Raw genomic sequence first — 15,841 nt, 5'->3', positions numbered from 1 at the left:
TCCAAGCTCCAAACACACGGCCCCCAGGCACACGCCCCGGGGGCCGTTCGCCGTTAACCACCCAACGTTTTCCACAGACTGTGGAAACATTGCCGCTATCCACAGTCTGTGGATAACGTTGTGCATCTCCTGAATGCTTGGGGTAATCGGCCGTGTCGTGATTATGGTGCCGAGGCGCGAAAGTCGCGCTCCCCTGCCAACTGCGTTTCACCGCTGGAGTAACCGACGAGAATAGCCTCAAATTTTTACTTCACACGCGTACAGTGAATCGTTGAGACGTGGAACACGACGCGTATGCCTGCGCTTCCCGCGGTGTCGACGCGAGCCGGCCCGCAAAGATAGAAGCGGACATGGCGTCCGCGCGGATGAATGGATAGGACAAATATGAGCACCGATTCGTCAGTTGCAACCAACACCGCGAAGCCGACGGCAAGCGCCAACCACCGTGATAACAATGTCAGGCCGCAGGACGACCTGTATCGGCACGCCAACGGTGCATGGCTCTCGACCGCCCATATACCAGCAGACCAAGGCAGCTACGGTTCTTTCATGGCGTTGCGCGATGATTCCGAGGCAGCGGTGCGGTCCATTATCGAGGCCGCCCAAGAGCACCGGCGGGGTGCCTCCGGCATCGCTGATGCACGCAAGGAACGAATCGCAAACCTCTATGAGAGTTTCATGGATGAGGAACGAATCGAGGCCAGCGGAGTCGATCCGATCCGCGCTGACCTGGCATCCATCTATGCCACCACGACCATTGCCGAACTCATCAGCCTCAGCGGTTCGCTCTACCGCCGTGGCGTTTCCGGATTCATTCAAGCCGGTGCCAGTTCGGACGCTGGAGCACCTGAACGGAACCTGCTAACTTTCATCCAAGCCGGACTTGGGCTTCCGGACGAGTCCTACTACCGTGAAGAGCAGTTCGCCGAACTCCTTGGCGAGTACGAGGAGCACCTCGGTCGTTTGCTTGCGCTTGGCGAACTGGCCGACACCGAGGCTGCAGCGCACGACGTCATCGCTTTGGAAAGCGCCCTGGCATCCCATCACTGGGACCGGGTTAAGTGCCGGGACGCCCAGGCCCGCTACAACCTCATGACCGCATCAACGCTTCTCGAACACATTCCTTCCCTCGCTGGATGGCTTGCCGGAGCCGGCATTGAGGATAAGTACTTCGCCGAGGTCGACGTCTGGCAGCCAAGCTACCTCGAGGGACTCGAGCAGGTGCTGAATAGCGAGCCGCTGGCGTCTTGGCAGCACTGGTTGGCAGTTCAGCTGATCCGCTCTTACGCACCGTACCTGTCCAGCGCGCTGGTCAACGAAAACTTCTCCTTCTATTCCGCAAAGCTTTCCGGGGTCCAGGAGCTACGCGAGCGCTGGAAGCGTGGCGTGGCGTTTACGGAGGGTGCAGTGGGCGAGGACATCGGCCAGCTGTATGTTGCCGAGCATTTCCCCCAGCGCAGCAAGGACGAGATGGACGCACTGGTCGCCAATCTCATCGACGCATACCGACAGTCCATCGGCGAGCTGGAATGGATGAGCCCGGATACCAAGGAAAAGGCGCTGGAAAAGCTGTCCATGTTCCGGCCCAAGATCGGCTACCCGAACGAGTGGATCGACTATTCCACCATTTCCACCGTGGCCGACAACGTCATTTCCAATATCGCCACATCAAACGAATTTGAATTCCTGCGGGAATTGAAAAAGATTGACGATGGTGTGGACCGGGAACTGTGGTTCATGTTCCCCCAAACGGTCAACGCCTACTACCACCCGCTGCTGAACGAGATTGCGTTCCCTGCCGCAATCCTGCGCCCACCCTTCTTCGATGCAGACCGGGATGCCGCGTCCAATTACGGTGCCATCGGTGCCGTGATTGGGCACGAGATCGGGCACGGCTTCGATGACCAAGGATCCCAGTTTGACGGCACCGGCGAGCTGAAGAACTGGTGGACCGACGAGGACCGGACTGCTTTTGAAAAGCTCACCGGCAAGCTCGTTGACCAGTATGAAGCCTTGGTGCCCCCGGAGGCGCCGGATCACCACGTCAATGGAAAACTTACACTCGGCGAGAACATTGGCGACCTAGGCGGCCTGGGCATTGCCTACACCGCCTACAAGCTGGATCTGGCGGCCCGAGGCATGGAAGTCGATGAAGTGATCGACGGGCTGAATGGTGACCAGCGGTTCTTCTACTCCTGGGCCGAATGCTGGCGCACACTGACCCGTCCGGAGACCATGGTCACCCGCATTACCACGGACCCGCACTCACCCGGCGAATTCCGCTGCAACCAGGTACCCAAGAACATGGATGCCTTCCATGAAGCCTTTGGGACCAAGCCCGGTGACGGCATGTGGCTGGAGCCCGAAGACCGCGTCAAGATCTGGTGATTACGACGGCTTTTGCCAGCCCCGCCTGCGAGGGACAGGGCCGGCAAAAGCGCCATGCCACTGGGGTTATGGCCGTGTGAAATAGTCGCCGATATCGTCGAGCAACGCCTTGAAAGCGACCGGAACCGACCCGTGGATTCCCTTGGGCGTTTCGAGGTATGTGGATCCTGGCACCACCTCATGCAGTTTGCGAGCCGTCGAACGGAAATACTCCGCGCTTTTGGAGCCGGCCATGAAATGCGTATTGGGTGGAAGAACCGCAAAGCTGCTCGCGGGCTGTGGTTCCTCAAGGGCCGCCCGAAGCTCGCCCACCCCGCTGGGCAGCATGGTGCGCGCCAGCTTGCCGGTCTTGGTCCGTGAGGTTCCGGCCAGCAAGGCCGCAAGCATTGGCAAGGGGACCTTGCTGAGCGTCGGGGAGAACTTCATGCCTCGTTGCATGCGCGCCAATGCGCGGCTGCTCCTTCCCGCTTCCACATCCTCTGAAAACGCCTTCAGCCACTCCGTGTCGATCGAGCTATCGAGGTTAATGGCTGGATCGTAGACAGCCAGACGCTGCGGTACCCGGCCGGTGCAATGTGGGTCGCCGGAATCCAGGAAGCTCCGGACGGCGTTGAGAACGACCGCGCCACCCAGGGAATGGCCAAAAAGGTTTTGCGCGCCGGTGTGCTCCAGCATCAGGGCCACATCTGCGATCTCCGTGTCCATGGAGTAGTCGGCAGGTTGATCAGTGGAATTGCCCCGCCCCCGGCGATCGTAGAGGTCCACCGTCCAGTCATCGCCCAACCGACTGCTGAGGGCCGAAGCGAACGGCCGATAGATCAACGCGGTCAGGAAGGCTCCTCCCACAACCAAGATTCGGCGGTGCCCAGGCGCGTGCGGGTTGCCATATGAATACAGGGCCAGTGATCCACCGTCAGGTGTTTGCAGAATGCTTTCTTCCATAATCACTCCATCCTATTCCGGGTTCGAAAAAGACCTTGGGGTGTTGCTCCACACCTCTCAGCCCGCGCGAAGATTATTCAGACTAGAATTGGATATTGTGACTGCCGAAAAAACTGCCCCAGTAGCCAACGCCCCCGAGACCAACGACCAGCGCCAGGTGCGCATGGACAAGCGTGCCGCCTTGTTGGCCCGTGGAGAAGAAGCCTACCCAGTGGGTGTCGCGCGGACTCACTCGCTGCAAGCGATCCGCGAGCAATTCCCGGACCTGGCTCCTGACACAGCCACAGGCATTCAGGTTGGCATCGTGGGACGTATCGTCTTCATGCGGAATACCGGCAAGCTGTGCTTCGCCACCTTGCAGGAAGGCGGCCCCGAAGGCACCGGAACCCGGCTCCAGGCTATGCTCTCTCTCGCCAACGTGGGAGAGGAACGACTGGCCGACTGGAAGTCCCTAGTCGACCTCGGAGACCACGTCCTAATCACCGGCGAAGTCATTGCTTCGCGCCGTGGTGAACTTTCGGTCATGGCAAGCGATTGGCAGATGGCTTCCAAGGCGCTGCGCCCGCTTCCGGTGCTGCACGCTGAACTGAACGAGGAAACCCGCGTACGCCAGCGCTACGCTGACCTGATCGTGCGTGATGAGGCTCGGGAAATGGTCTACAAGCGGGCGGCGATCACCCGCGCAGTGCGCGATACCCTTCACGCGCGCGATTACGTCGAGGTTGAGACCCCGATGCTGCAGCTGGTCCATGGCGGCGCCTCTGCCCGCCCCTTTGAAACGCATTTGAATGCCTTTGACCAGCCAATGACGCTGCGTATTGCCACCGAACTGTTCCTCAAGCGGGCAGTCGTCGGCGGCATCGACCGCGTCTTTGAATTGGGACGGATCTTCCGCAATGAAGGCGTCGATTCCACGCACTCCCCGGAGTTCACGACCCTGGAATCCTACGAGGCATATGCGGACCAATTCGTCATGGCCGATCGCATCAAGGAGATCATCCTCAACGCCGCCGACGCAATCGGCGCCGGACGGCAAATCGAAACGTCAAAGGGCACGATCGACCTGGATGGTGAATGGGCCTGGCTGGGCGTCTACCCCGGGCTTTCCGAAGCTGTGGGCCAGGAAATTACTCCAGACACCGATGTTGAAATTCTCCGTGAAGTTGCTGAAAAGCACGGCATTAAAGTCGATCCAAAATGGCAAGCCGAAAAGCTAGTCATTGAATTGTTTGGCGAAATCGTTGAACCGACTCTCATCAACCCCACCTTTGTCTACGATTATCCGCCAGCTGCCCAGCCGCTTGCGCGTCCGCACCGCAGCAAGCCGGGCATTATCGAGGCTTGGGACCTGGTCATTGGCGGGATGGAGCGCGGAACCGCATTCTCCGAACTGATTGATCCTGTGATCCAGCGCGAGCGCCTGACTGCGCAGTCCCGCATGGCCGCCGACGGCGATGACGAGGCCATGCAGTTGGACGAAGATTTCCTGCGCGCGCTGGAATACGGTGCCCCGCCAATGGGCGGCATTGGTTTAGGCATTGATCGTCTGGTCATGCTCTTTTCCGACACCGGTATTCGAGAAACCATCCTCTTCCCACTGCTCAAGCCGGAGGCATAACGTGCCATATATCGAGGCCCTTGTTCCGACAATTGTTGTTGCGCTGGTCTTTTGGTTTGTCATTCGCGCGGTATCCAATGTGGATCGCAGTGAACGTGCTGCGGAAGCCAAAGTGGACGAGCAAATTAAATTAGCCGAGCAGCGTAAGGACAACAAAAGCCCGAAAGCTGATAATTAGCCTAATATCTGAATTCCCACTTGCTGGATGATCCGTAGTTGTGATTATGATATGGGTACACGCAAGGGCACAAACCGTTAATGTGTTCATGTGAATTCCCACCACGGCAAGGAGAAGCTAATGGCACGTCAGGTCCAAATTGCATTGATTGATGATATCGACGGTTCCGAGGCAAGCGAATCTATCGTATTCGGCATCGGCGGACAGCATTATGAAATTGACCTCAACGAGGAAAATGCAGAGGCGTTCCGAGAGGCTTTCAAGCCGTACATCAAGGTTGCACGCACCTCGAAGCAGTTCACTCCGAAGGAAGCCCCGGCCATCCGCGCCTGGGCCAAGGAGAACAACGTCAAGGTCAACGCCCGCGGTCGCTTGCAGGCCGATGTCATTGCCGCCTACCACGCTGCGCAGGCGAAAAAGTCGCGTTCCAAGTCCAAGTAGAACTTTCGACGCCTGATACTCCCGGTGAGCCCGCGGGCTCCCGGCCGCTGTGGGGATAAGGAATAAACGGCAGGGGATCGGCTCCATTGAATGGAGCCGATCCCCTGCCGTTGTTTAATGCGAAGAAGAACGCCGAGGGTGAACAATGTTATCCCTTGGGCGAACATCCAACACGAGCCCTAATTTGATGCGTAGCATCGAAATACGTGTTAGCTAGGAGTGTGCCGCATGTTTGAGAGATTTACCGACCGTGCCCGTCGCGTTGTCGTGCTTGCCCAAGAAGAGGCGCGCATGCTCAACCACAACTACATCGGAACCGAGCACGTATTGCTCGGCCTCATTCATGAAGGCGAGGGAGTAGCGGCCAAGGCCCTTGAGTCGCTGAACATCTCCCTTGGTGCCGTGCGTGAGCAGGTCCAAGAGATTATCGGACAGGGCCAGCAGGCCCCTTCCGGTCACATCCCCTTCACGCCGCGCGCCAAGAAGGTTCTGGAACTCTCGCTGCGCGAAGCACTGCAGCTGGGCCACAACTACATCGGCACCGAGCACATCCTGCTCGGCCTGATCCGCGAGGGCGAGGGCGTCGCCGCCCAGGTCCTGGTGAAGCTCGGCGCGGACCTGTCCCGCGTGCGCCAGCAGGTCATCCAGCTGCTCTCCGGTTACCAGGGCGGCAAGGAAACCGCGGGTGCCGGTGTCAGCTCCGCTGGACAGAGTGAAGGCACGCCGGCCGGTTCGGCAGTGCTCGACCAGTTTGGCCGCAACCTTACGACCGCTGCCCGCGAAGGAAAGCTCGACCCGGTCATTGGCCGCGAATTCGAGATGGAACGCGTCATGCAGGTCCTCTCGCGCCGCACCAAGAACAACCCCGTGCTCATTGGCGAACCGGGTGTCGGCAAGACCGCCGTCGTGGAGGGTCTGGCCCAGGCGATCGTGCGTGGAGACGTCCCGGAAACCATCAAGGACAAGCAGCTCTACACCCTTGACCTCGGTTCCCTGGTTGCAGGTTCGCGCTACCGCGGTGACTTCGAGGAACGCCTGAAGAAGGTCCTCAAGGAAATCCGCACGCGCGGCGACATCATCCTCTTCATCGACGAGATCCACACCCTTGTCGGTGCCGGAGCGGCCGAGGGCGCCATCGATGCGGCCTCCATCCTCAAGCCGATGCTGGCCCGCGGCGAACTCCAGACCATCGGCGCAACGACGCTTGACGAGTACCGCAAGCACATCGAGAAGGACGCGGCCCTCGAACGCCGCTTCCAGCCGATCCAGGTCAAGGAACCCTCCGTGGAGCACACCACGCAGATCCTGCGTGGGTTGCGCGACCGCTACGAGGCGCACCACCGCGTCTCCATCACCGACGGCGCCCTGGTGGCCGCCGCCGAGCTGGCGCACCGCTACATCTCCGACCGCTTCCTGCCTGACAAGGCCATCGACCTGATCGACGAGGCCGGCGCCCGCCTGCGCATCCGCCGCATGACCGCCCCTCCGGCGCTCAAGCTGATGGACGAGGAAATCTCCACGGTTCGCCTGGAGAAGGAAGCCGCCATCGATGCACAGGACTTCGAGGGTGCAGCGTCGCTGCGCGACAAGGAAGGCAAGCTCCAGGAAGCTCGTGCCGAGAAGGAAAAGGCCTGGAAGAACGGCGAGCTCGACGAGATCGCCGAGGTCGATGCCGACCTGATCGCCGAGGTCCTGGCCAACTCCACCGGCATCCCGGTGGTCAAGCTGACCGAGGAAGAGTCCACGCGACTGCTGAACATGGAAGATGAGCTGCACAAGCGGGTCATCGGCCAGGACGAGGCAATCAAGGCGATCTCCCAGGCCATCCGCCGCACCCGTGCCGGGTTGAAGGACCCGAACCGCCCCGGCGGCTCGTTCATCTTCGCCGGCCCAACCGGCGTCGGCAAGACCGAGCTGGCCAAGGCTCTCGCGGAGTTCCTCTTCGGCGAGGAAGACGCACTGATCACCCTGGACATGTCCGAGTACTCGGAGAAGCACACGGTCTCCCGTCTCTTCGGTGCCCCTCCGGGCTACGTCGGCTACGAGGAGGGCGGACAGCTCACCGAGAAGGTCCGCCGCCGCCCGTTCTCCGTCGTGCTCTTCGACGAGGTCGAGAAGGCCCACGCGGACCTGTTCAACTCGTTGCTGCAGATCCTGGAAGACGGCCGCCTGACCGACTCCCAGGGCCGCGTGGTGGACTTCAAGAACACCGTGATCATCATGACCACGAACCTTGGCACCCGCGACATCTCCAAGGGCGTGATGACCGGTTTCCAGTCGTCCGCGGACACCAAGACCGGCTACAACCGGATGCAGGCAAAGGTCCAGGAAGAGCTGCGCCAGCACTTCCGCCCCGAGTTCCTGAACCGTGTTGACGACGTTGTGGTCTTCCCGCAGCTGACCCAGGACGAGATCGTGGAGATCGTGGACCTGTTCCTCGGCCGCCTGAAGAAGCGCCTGGTCGACCGGAACATGACCATCGAGCTGTCCCAGGCCGCCCGCGTCCTGCTGGCCACCCGCGGCTACGACCCGGCGATGGGCGCCCGACCGCTGCGCCGCACCATGCAGCGCGACATCGAGGACCAGCTTTCGGAGAAGATCCTCTTCGGCGAGTTGGTTGCCGGCCAGCACATCAAGGTCGACGTCGAAGGCGAAGGCGACGAGGCGACGTTCACCTTCCACGGCGAAGGCGGAACCCCGCAGATCGAGGGCGAGCCCGCACCGGTCGCCATCGAAGGCTAGAAGCACCAGGAAAACAACGCCAGGGGCCGGCATCCACAAGGATGCCGGCCCCTGGCGTTTCCTGCGCCGGAGCCCCCGGGCCGGCTACACAATTCGCGGACGGTGCCGTGGCCGGGCATAGGATACAAGAATGGAATCCTTTACCGTCAGGCGTGCGAAGACCAGCGATGTGAAAAGCATCCGTGACCTTGTCAGGCCGCTGGCAGAGGACCGCGTGCTGCTGGAAAAGGAAGCTGTCGCCTACTACGAGAACCTGCAGGAGTTCTTCGTCGCCGAGGACGCCGACGGCAATGTCATCGGCTGCGGCGGACTGCACGTCATGTGGGAAGACATCGCGGAGGTCCGCACCCTTGCCACGGACTCGGCCTGGCGCGGCCGCGGCGTGGGGCACGGGCTGCTGGCGAAGCTGCTCCACGAGGCGCGCGAGCTGGGCGTCGCCCGGGTCTTCTGCCTGACCTTTGAGGTCGATTTCTTCCTGCGCAACGGGTTCACGGTGATGGCCGAGCAAAGCGCCGTCGACCCGGAGGTCTACTCCGAGCTCCTGCGTTCCACCGATGAAGGCGTGGCCGAATTCCTGGACCTCGCGCGGGTCAAGCCCAATACGCTGGGCAACACCCGGATGATCACGCACCTCTAGCCCGCGCGGCACCGCGGGTGCCGTTCGCTAGTGCGGCAGGCCGACGCCCTCGGGAGTGTCCTGTGCCAGCCCGTCGGCCAAGAGCGAGGCCAGCACGCGTTCGCGTTGTTCGGCGGGCGCGTCAAGCGCGTGCAGGCCGACCCAGGCGCGGTGCTCGTCGCCGGCCTCCCGGGCCGGGTTCAGCGGCCGGCCTTCCCCCGCAACAGCGGCCAGGTCGACGGCTCCGAGCAGGTCGCCGCGCCGGACCGGGGCGGTGGAATGCCGCAGCACCGCCATCATGGCCCCGCGCAATTGCCTGTCGGTGCCGTGCCACGGCTGGCCCTTGGGCTTGTAGTGCGGCTCGGGCCGCCCGGCGGCGATCCAGGCGCACTGGCTGATGACCGGGCAGTCCTCGCAGCGCGGCGAACGCGCCGTGCACACCAGCGCCCCGAGCTCCATCACCGCGATGTTCCAGTTGTTGGCCAGGGCGGTGCCCGCGGCATCGCCCTGGTCTGCGGCGGGCAGCAGCCGCGCCGCCAGCGCCAGTTCCGCGGCGTTCTGGCTTTGTTCGGGCAGCGCCTTGCCGCTGACCAGACGGGCGTGGACGCGGCGGATGTTGGTGTCCACCACCACGGTGGGGACGTTGAAGGCGAAGCAGGCGATGGCCGCGGCGGTGTAGGTGCCGATGCCCGGCAGCGCGAGCAGTTCCGCCTCCGTCCCCGGGACCTTCCCGCCGTGCTCCTGCGTGATGACCACCGCTGCCGCATGCAGCCGCAGGGCGCGGCGCGGGTAGCCCAGGCGCCCCCAGGCCCGCACCGCCTCGGCGACCGGCTCGGCGGCCAGCGCCGCGGGGGTGGGCCAGCGCTCCATCCAGGCCTCCCAGACCGGGCGCACGCGCACCACCGGGGTCTGCTGCAGCATGAATTCGGAGACCATCACCGCCCAGGGGTCGGCCGTCGGGCCGCGCCACGGCAGCTCGCGTGCGTTCGCGGAATACCACGCGGTGATCTCGTGGTGGATCTTCTCCAGGTCGGGGTGGGGCACGGCGGGGGCGATCCTTTGTGTTTCGGGGTAAATGCTGGCGATATCACTCTAGCTGGCGGCGTGGGAGTCGACCGCGGAAGCAATGGCTTCGTAGCCTTGAGGTATGGCACAAAAGCAGGTCCGTTCCTCCCGTCCCTCCGCACGGGTTTATCGGCGTCGCCGCCTCGCGGTGCTCATCGCCACGCTTGTCGTGGTCGGGCTTTTGACGTGGGCGGGATTCGGAATCGCGTCCCTGCTGCGTCCCTCCGTCCCCGCCGCGGGCCCGGCGGCAAGCCAGCCGGGCGCCGGGTCCCCGCCGGCATCCGCCGTCCCGTCCCCGGAACCCACCGAGCCCTCGGGGTGCCCGGCGGAGGATGTGGTCGTCACGGCGTCCACCGCCCAGGCGACGCACGGACCGGCGGAGGACCCGGTGCTGGTGATGACGATCAAGAACGCCGGGACGACCGAATGCATGGTCAACGTGGGCACCAGCCAGCAGGACTTCTCCGTCACCAGCGGCGCGGACCGGATCTTCTCCACCTCGGACTGCGTGGACGATCCCACCGACACCGAGATCATGGTCAAGCCGGGCGCCAGCGAGACCGCCCGCTTCACCTGGACCCGGGTGCGCAGTGCGCCGGGGTGCAAGTTCGTGGCGGCCAAGCCGCGTCCGGGAACCTACGGTTTCACCGCGAAGCTGGGGGACGTGAGCAGCGAGACCGCGCGGTTCGAGCTGCGGTAGCCCCGCCGGCCAGGCGGCGCACGGGCGGCTTCTAGAGGAAGCGGTCGAGCAGGGAGGATTCGGCGACGCGGGACAGGCCCTCGCGCACCGTGCGGGCCCGCTGCTCGCCGATCCCGTCCACCGCCATCAGGTCCTCGATATTGGCGGCCATCAGCCGCTGCAGGCCGCCGAAGTTGTTGACCAGCCGGTCGGCCACGGCCCGCGGCACTGACTTGATGCCGGCCAGCAGCCGGTGGCCCTTGGGTGCGACGACGGCCTCGAGGGAATCGATGCCCGGGCTGATGCCCAGGATGGCGGCGAACTTGCCCAGGTCGATCAGGTCGGTGGAATCCAGGGTCTGCAGCTTCCGCAGTGCGGCCTCGATGTCCAGTTCCTCCCCGCCCAGCGTCGAGTAGTCCTTGAGCAGCAGGTCCGCGCCGGGACCCAGGCCCGCCGAGAGCTCGTCGAGCTGCAGCGCGAGCAGGCGTCCGTCGGCCCCCAGCTCGAGCACGTACTGGGCGATCTCCTCGGAGATGCGCCTGACCATTTCCTGGCGCTGCAGCACCGCCGCGACGTCGCGGACCGTCACGACGGCCTCGATTTCCGCAGCGGACAGCGCGCTGGTGACCTGGTCCAGGCGGGAGCGGTAGCGCTCCAGCGTGGCAAGGGCCTGGTTTCCGCGGGCCAGCACGGGCTCGGAGCCCTCAAGCAGGTAGCGGATGCCCTGGACGTACAGGGCGATGATGTGCATCGACTGCGAGACCGAGACGACCGGGAAGCCGGTCTGGATGGCCACGCGTTCGGCGGTGCGGTGGCGGGTGCCCGACTCCTGGGTGGGAAGGGTGTGGTCGGGGACCAGCTGCACGCCGGCGCGCAGGATGTTGGAGCCGTCCCTGTCGCAGACGATCGCCCCGTCCATCTTGGCCAGTTCGCGCAGGCGCGTGGGGGAGAAGGCGATGTTGATGTCGAAGCCGCCGGAGCAGATCGAGTCGACCACCCTGTCGTGCCCCAGCACGATCAGCGCGCCGGTGCGGCCGCGCAGGATGCGTTCCAGGCCGTCGCGCAGCTCCGTTCCGGGTGCAACGCGGGCCAGCGTGGCGCGCAGCGCATCTTCGGGGCTTTTCGACATGGGCGAGTTCCTTCCAAGGGGTGACTACTACCTATGGTATGGCCAAGGAAGGCCCGCCACCGCCGGAAAGCCGCTTGGGGGAGCGACTTCGGTACCCCTTTGTAACCGAAAGAACAGGGATTACCCGGTTTTGACGCGTTGCTCAAAGGCGATGTCAAGCGCCTCGTGCACGGAGGAGACGGTGAAGACGCGGATCGAGTCGGGAATGTTCTTGGGCGGATGCGGGGACGCGGGCACCATGGCGTAGCGGAAGCCGAGCCGCTCGGCCTCGATGATCCTCCGGCCGATCTCCGGCACGGGGCGCACCTCGCCGGCCAGGCCGACCTCGCCGAAGGCAACGAACTGCGGAGGCAGCGGGTGGTTGTGCATGGAGGAGGCGAGGGCCAGGGCGGTGGCCAGGTCGGTGGCCGGCTCGCTGAGCTTGACCCCGCCCACGGTGGCCACGTAGGAGTCCAGCCCGCCAAGTTCCATCCGGGCCCGGGACTGGAGCACCGCCAGGATCATCTGGGTGCGCGCGGCATCCAGGCCGCTGGTTGCCCGGCGGGGGATGGCGCTGGCGGCACGCGAGAGCAGGGTCTGCACCTCGGCCACCAGCGGCCGGCGCCCCTCGAGGGTCACGGTGATGCAGGTGCCGGGCACGGGGTCCTTGGTGCGGGTGACAAAGAGCCCCGAGGGGTCGGCCAGGCCCTCGATGCCGCCCTCGGTCAGGTCGAAGCAGCCGACCTCGTCGGTGGGCCCGTACCGGTTTTTCAGGGCGCGCAGCAGGCGCAGGCGTGAGTGGCGCTCGCCGTCGAACTGGCAGACCACATCCACCAGGTGCTCGAGCAGCCGGGGCCCGGCGATCGAGCCGTCCTTGGTGACGTGCCCGACCAGGATGGTGGTCATGTTCCGGCGCTTGGCGGCGTTGATCAGGGAGGCCGCGACCTCGCGGACCTGCGAGATGCCGCCGGCGGTTCCATCGACCTCGGCGGAGGCCAGCGTCTGCACCGAGTCGATGATCAGCAGTTCCGGGTCGATCTTTTCCACCTGGCCCAGCGCGATGCCCAGGTCCGTTTCGGCGGTGAGATAGAGCGTGTCCGCCATGGCGTCGATGCGTTCGGCGCGAACCTTGACCTGGGCGGCCGATTCCTCGCCCGTGATGTACAGGACCTTGCGGTCGGTGCGGGCGGCGCGGGCCGCGACATCGAGCAACAGCGTGGACTTGCCGACCCCGGGCTCCCCGGCCAACAGGATGACGGCACCGGGCACCAGCCCGCCTCCGAGCACCCGGTCAAGTTCGTCCACGCCGCTGGTGCGGTAGGACGCGGCCGTCGCGTCGACCTCGCCGATGGGCTGGGCGGGGACGGCGATGCTGGTGGCGGCGGTGGTCTTCGCCGAGACGGCGCCCATTTCCTCCACGGTGCCCCAGGCCTGGCATTCGCCGCAGCGACCCACCCATTTGACGGTGCTCCACCCGCATTCCGCGCAGCGGTAGGCGGGGGTGGATTTGGTGCGGGTGCTCTTGGCCATGCCTTTGATGCTAGCGCCCGGCACCCACGCTTTGGGCACGCGGCGGCGCGTTACGCTACAGGCGCGGCAGCAGGGCCACGGCTTCCTCGTGGCTGGTGCCGGTGGCCTCGAGCAGGTCAACGACCAGCGGGCGCAAGAGCAGCACCATTCCCTCGCCCTGCAGGCCGCTGACCTGGAGGGCCGTGGGATCCAGCCGGGACGCGCATTCGGCAAGCTCGCGCCGGGCGCGCCCCACGGCCTTTCGGTATCCGGACTCCCTGGTCTCGAGCACCGCGTAACCCAGGGCGTTGACCGCCTCCGCGAGCTCCGTCAGCAGGCTTGCCACGGACTCGACCCCGTGGTCGGTCAGGGCGCCGTGGGTGATCACGGTGGTCAGCCTTCGGGCCAGTACCCGGGAGTTGCGCACCGCCAGGTCGGTCTTTTCCGCCGCGACCGCCAGCCGCTCAAGATCCGGGCGGTGCCGGCGGTGCGCCGGGGCCAGGGTGGCCACCTCGCGGGCCATGTTCAGGGCGGCGGGCAGGGAATCCATGAGCTGCTGGGTCCCCCGGGCGCGGACCAGCGCGTGGAAGGCCAGGGTGGTGTCCGAGGTGCTCACGGCGCGCCCGCATTCGTGCAGGATGCCTGCGAGCTCGCCCAACAACTTGCCCAGTTCGGCTATGGGGGTGCGGCGCGGGTCGCGGGGAAAGACCATCATGATCAGCAGGCCGCACAGGGACCCGATCACCGCGTCAATGGAGCGGCTGAACGGACCCGCTGCACCGATGGGCAGGAGCACCACCAGCACCGACTGCAGGCCCAGCTGTGTGGAGAAGATGGGGCCGGAATCCAGGAACCTGGCGATCACCAGCGACAGGAAAAGTACCAGGGCCGCCTGCCACAGGCCGCTTCCGAGCAGCGTCAACAGCAAATCGCCAACCGCCACGCCCAAGGTGCAGCCAATGGCGACCTCCAGGGAGCGGCGGACCGTGGTCGCCGCGCCGAATCCCAGCACCAGCAGCCCGCTGGTCGCGGCAAAGATCGGGTCGACGTGCCCCAGAAGTTGCTCGGCAATCCAGTAGGCAAGCACCGCGGAGACGGTCATCTGGATGATCTTGGGGAACGAGGTTCCCACCCGGCGCACGCCAACCCGGTTGCGGCGCATGACGAACGTCCACGCGCTCCCCGCCGATGATCCGATACCCATGGACAACAGTCTGTCATGGCCCGGGCCCACCGCTCACAAGTGTGAAAAGTGATGCGAAACACGGGGCCGTGGCGGCCTTGTTCACCTTGCGTTTACCTTCATCGGAACCGCTGGTTACTTCCGGGGCCTAGTTTCGTATTGAAGCGATGTGCCTGCGTGCGCATCCTTGGGAAAAACCAGGACGACACGGTTCGTCAACGACAGGCATGTGAAAGAGGATAACTCGTGAAGCTTCATCGCATTGGCAGCGCGGCTGCAGTTCTTACCGTGGCAGCACTTGCCCTGACCGCTTGCGGTTCGGACAGCCCGACCGCCACGGCCGGAACCGGCGACGCCGGCAACTCGTCGGCAGCGGCAGTCTCCGGCACCCTGACCGGTAGCGGCGCTTCCTCGCAGAAGTCCGCCATGGAAGCCTGGAAGGCCGGCTTCGAGCAGGCCAACGCCGGCACCATGGTCCAGTACTCCCCGGATGGCTCCGGCGCCGGCCGCAAGGCCTTCCTGGCCGGCGGCGCGCAGTTCGCAGGCTCGGATGCCTACCTGAAGGACGAGGAAGTCGAATCCTCGAAGGAAATCTGCGGCCCCGAGGGCGCATTCAACGTCCCGGCCTACGTTTCCCCGATCGCCGTTGCCTTCAACCTTCCGGGCGTTGAGACCCTGAACCTTGATGCAGCCACCATCGCCAAGATCTTCAAGCTGGAAATCACCAAGTGGAACGATCCGGCCATCGCCGCGACCAATGAAGGCGTGAGCCTTCCGGACACCGCGATCACCGTGGTGCACCGCAATGACGAGTCGGGCACCACCGAGAACTTCGTCGACTACCTCGCGGCCGCCGCGAAGGACGTCTGGGACTACGAAGTCTCCGGCGACTGGCCCAAGGACCTTGCCAGCGAGAACGCCAAGGGCACCTCCGGCGTCGTGGCAACCACCACCGCCACCGAGGGTGCAATCACATACGCGGACTTCTCCGCCGTTGGCAAGCTCGGCACCGTAAACGTGAAGGTCGGCGACGAGTTCACCGAGATTTCCCCCGAGGCAGCAGCCAAGGGCGTCGAGGCAGCCACCCCGGTCGAAGGCCGCGGCGCACTGGACATGTCCCTGGACCTGAAGCGCGACACCACCGAATCGGGTTCCTACCCGATCATCCTGGTTTCGTACCACGTGTTCTGCTCCACCTACAAGGACCAGGCCACGGTTGACCTCGTCAAGAGCTTCGGCGAATACGTGCTCTCCGAGGAAGGCCAGAAGCAGGCTGCAGGCTCCGCCGGCAACGCCCCGCTGTCCGCCAAGATGAGCGAAGCCGCCATCAAGGCCGTCGACTCCATCAAGGTCGCGTCCTAACTTTGCACCC

General features: G+C 64.5%; 13 protein-coding genes. 8 read left to right on the top strand and 5 right to left on the bottom strand.

Annotation, left to right across the window (positions count from 1 at the left end):
- Positions 1-384 precede the first annotated feature (384 nt).
- Positions 385-2,388, top strand: a complete 2,004-nt coding sequence (locus AC6CHY_RS19310; RefSeq protein ID WP_498227905.1) for a M13 family metallopeptidase — start codon at positions 385-387, stop codon at positions 2,386-2,388.
- 66 nt (positions 2,389-2,454) lie between these two features.
- On the opposite strand, the gene AC6CHY_RS19305 is transcribed toward AC6CHY_RS19310, so the two are convergent.
- On the bottom strand, positions 2,455-3,330 hold the full coding sequence (locus tag AC6CHY_RS19305; RefSeq protein ID WP_217388984.1) for an alpha/beta fold hydrolase: 876 nt from the start codon (positions 3,328-3,330) through the stop codon (positions 2,455-2,457).
- A 97-nt stretch (positions 3,331-3,427) separates the two neighbouring features.
- On the opposite strand from AC6CHY_RS19305, the gene lysS reads away from it, so the two are divergent.
- The 5 genes from lysS to AC6CHY_RS19280 all read left to right on the top strand — a co-directional run bounded on the left by lysS (position 3,428) and on the right by AC6CHY_RS19280 (position 8,946).
- The gene (lysS, locus tag AC6CHY_RS19300) at positions 3,428-4,948 is read left to right on the top strand and encodes a lysine--tRNA ligase (RefSeq protein ID WP_336245089.1); all 1,521 of its coding nucleotides are present in this window, start codon (positions 3,428-3,430) and stop codon (positions 4,946-4,948) included.
- A gap of 1 nt (position 4,949) precedes the next feature.
- Positions 4,950-5,126 (top strand): hypothetical protein, encoded by a 177-nt coding sequence (locus tag AC6CHY_RS19295; RefSeq protein WP_217388982.1) that lies wholly within the window; start codon positions 4,950-4,952, stop codon positions 5,124-5,126.
- 120 nt (positions 5,127-5,246) lie between these two features.
- Positions 5,247-5,567 (top strand): histone-like nucleoid-structuring protein Lsr2, encoded by a 321-nt coding sequence (locus tag AC6CHY_RS19290; protein WP_217388981.1) that lies wholly within the window; start codon positions 5,247-5,249, stop codon positions 5,565-5,567.
- Positions 5,568-5,795: 228 nt separating this feature from the next.
- Entirely contained in the window at positions 5,796-8,309 is a 2,514-nt protein-coding gene (locus tag AC6CHY_RS19285; protein ID WP_217388980.1) for an ATP-dependent Clp protease ATP-binding subunit, read from the top strand.
- Between the two features lie 130 nt (positions 8,310-8,439).
- Positions 8,440-8,946, top strand: coding sequence for an amino-acid N-acetyltransferase (locus AC6CHY_RS19280; protein ID WP_217388979.1), 507 nt, complete (start codon positions 8,440-8,442; stop codon positions 8,944-8,946).
- A gap of 27 nt (positions 8,947-8,973) precedes the next feature.
- On the opposite strand, the gene AC6CHY_RS19275 is transcribed toward AC6CHY_RS19280, so the two are convergent.
- Positions 8,974-9,969: an iron-sulfur binding domain-containing protein gene (locus AC6CHY_RS19275; protein WP_498227901.1), complete on the bottom strand. Its 996-nt coding sequence runs from the start codon at positions 9,967-9,969 to the stop codon at positions 8,974-8,976.
- 103 nt (positions 9,970-10,072) lie between these two features.
- Here AC6CHY_RS19275 and AC6CHY_RS19270 point away from each other — a divergent pair, with 103 nt between their 5' ends.
- Positions 10,073-10,690 (top strand): hypothetical protein, encoded by a 618-nt coding sequence (locus AC6CHY_RS19270; RefSeq protein WP_217388977.1) that lies wholly within the window; start codon positions 10,073-10,075, stop codon positions 10,688-10,690.
- Positions 10,691-10,721: 31 nt separating this feature from the next.
- Here AC6CHY_RS19270 and disA read toward each other — a convergent pair whose 3' ends face one another.
- From disA to AC6CHY_RS19255, 3 genes are all read right to left on the bottom strand, one after another.
- The gene (disA, locus tag AC6CHY_RS19265) at positions 10,722-11,798 is read right to left on the bottom strand and encodes a DNA integrity scanning diadenylate cyclase DisA (RefSeq protein ID WP_498227899.1); all 1,077 of its coding nucleotides are present in this window, start codon (positions 11,796-11,798) and stop codon (positions 10,722-10,724) included.
- Between the two features lie 120 nt (positions 11,799-11,918).
- Positions 11,919-13,307: a DNA repair protein RadA gene (radA, locus tag AC6CHY_RS19260; RefSeq protein ID WP_217388975.1), complete on the bottom strand. Its 1,389-nt coding sequence runs from the start codon at positions 13,305-13,307 to the stop codon at positions 11,919-11,921.
- 55 nt (positions 13,308-13,362) lie between these two features.
- Positions 13,363-14,490: an FUSC family protein gene (locus AC6CHY_RS19255; protein ID WP_217388974.1), complete on the bottom strand. Its 1,128-nt coding sequence runs from the start codon at positions 14,488-14,490 to the stop codon at positions 13,363-13,365.
- 225 nt (positions 14,491-14,715) lie between these two features.
- On the opposite strand from AC6CHY_RS19255, the gene pstS reads away from it, so the two are divergent.
- Positions 14,716-15,831, top strand: a complete 1,116-nt coding sequence (gene pstS, locus AC6CHY_RS19250; RefSeq protein WP_217388973.1) for a phosphate ABC transporter substrate-binding protein PstS — start codon at positions 14,716-14,718, stop codon at positions 15,829-15,831.
- The last annotated feature ends 10 nt before the right edge of the window (positions 15,832-15,841 follow it).

It is taken from the genome of Paeniglutamicibacter sp. GQ140, from assembly GCF_059759235.1.
Note: the sequence above shows the minus strand (reverse complement) of the source record. Positions and strands in the feature narration are given on the sequence as shown.

Coding starts and splice junctions, on each gene's coding strand:
- AC6CHY_RS19310 (WP_498227905.1), top strand. CDS start 385: ATGAGCACCGATTCGTCAGTTGCAACCAACACCGCGAAGCCGACGGCA.
- AC6CHY_RS19305 (WP_217388984.1), bottom strand. CDS start 3,330: ATGGAAGAAAGCATTCTGCAAACACCTGACGGTGGATCACTGGCCCTG.
- AC6CHY_RS19290 (WP_217388981.1), top strand. CDS start 5,247: ATGGCACGTCAGGTCCAAATTGCATTGATTGATGATATCGACGGTTCC.
- AC6CHY_RS19285 (WP_217388980.1), top strand. CDS start 5,796: ATGTTTGAGAGATTTACCGACCGTGCCCGTCGCGTTGTCGTGCTTGCC.
- AC6CHY_RS19280 (WP_217388979.1), top strand. CDS start 8,440: ATGGAATCCTTTACCGTCAGGCGTGCGAAGACCAGCGATGTGAAAAGC.
- AC6CHY_RS19270 (WP_217388977.1), top strand. CDS start 10,073: ATGGCACAAAAGCAGGTCCGTTCCTCCCGTCCCTCCGCACGGGTTTAT.
- disA (WP_498227899.1), bottom strand. CDS start 11,798: ATGTCGAAAAGCCCCGAAGATGCGCTGCGCGCCACGCTGGCCCGCGTT.
- radA (WP_217388975.1), bottom strand. CDS start 13,307: ATGGCCAAGAGCACCCGCACCAAATCCACCCCCGCCTACCGCTGCGCG.
- AC6CHY_RS19255 (WP_217388974.1), bottom strand. CDS start 14,490: ATGGGTATCGGATCATCGGCGGGGAGCGCGTGGACGTTCGTCATGCGC.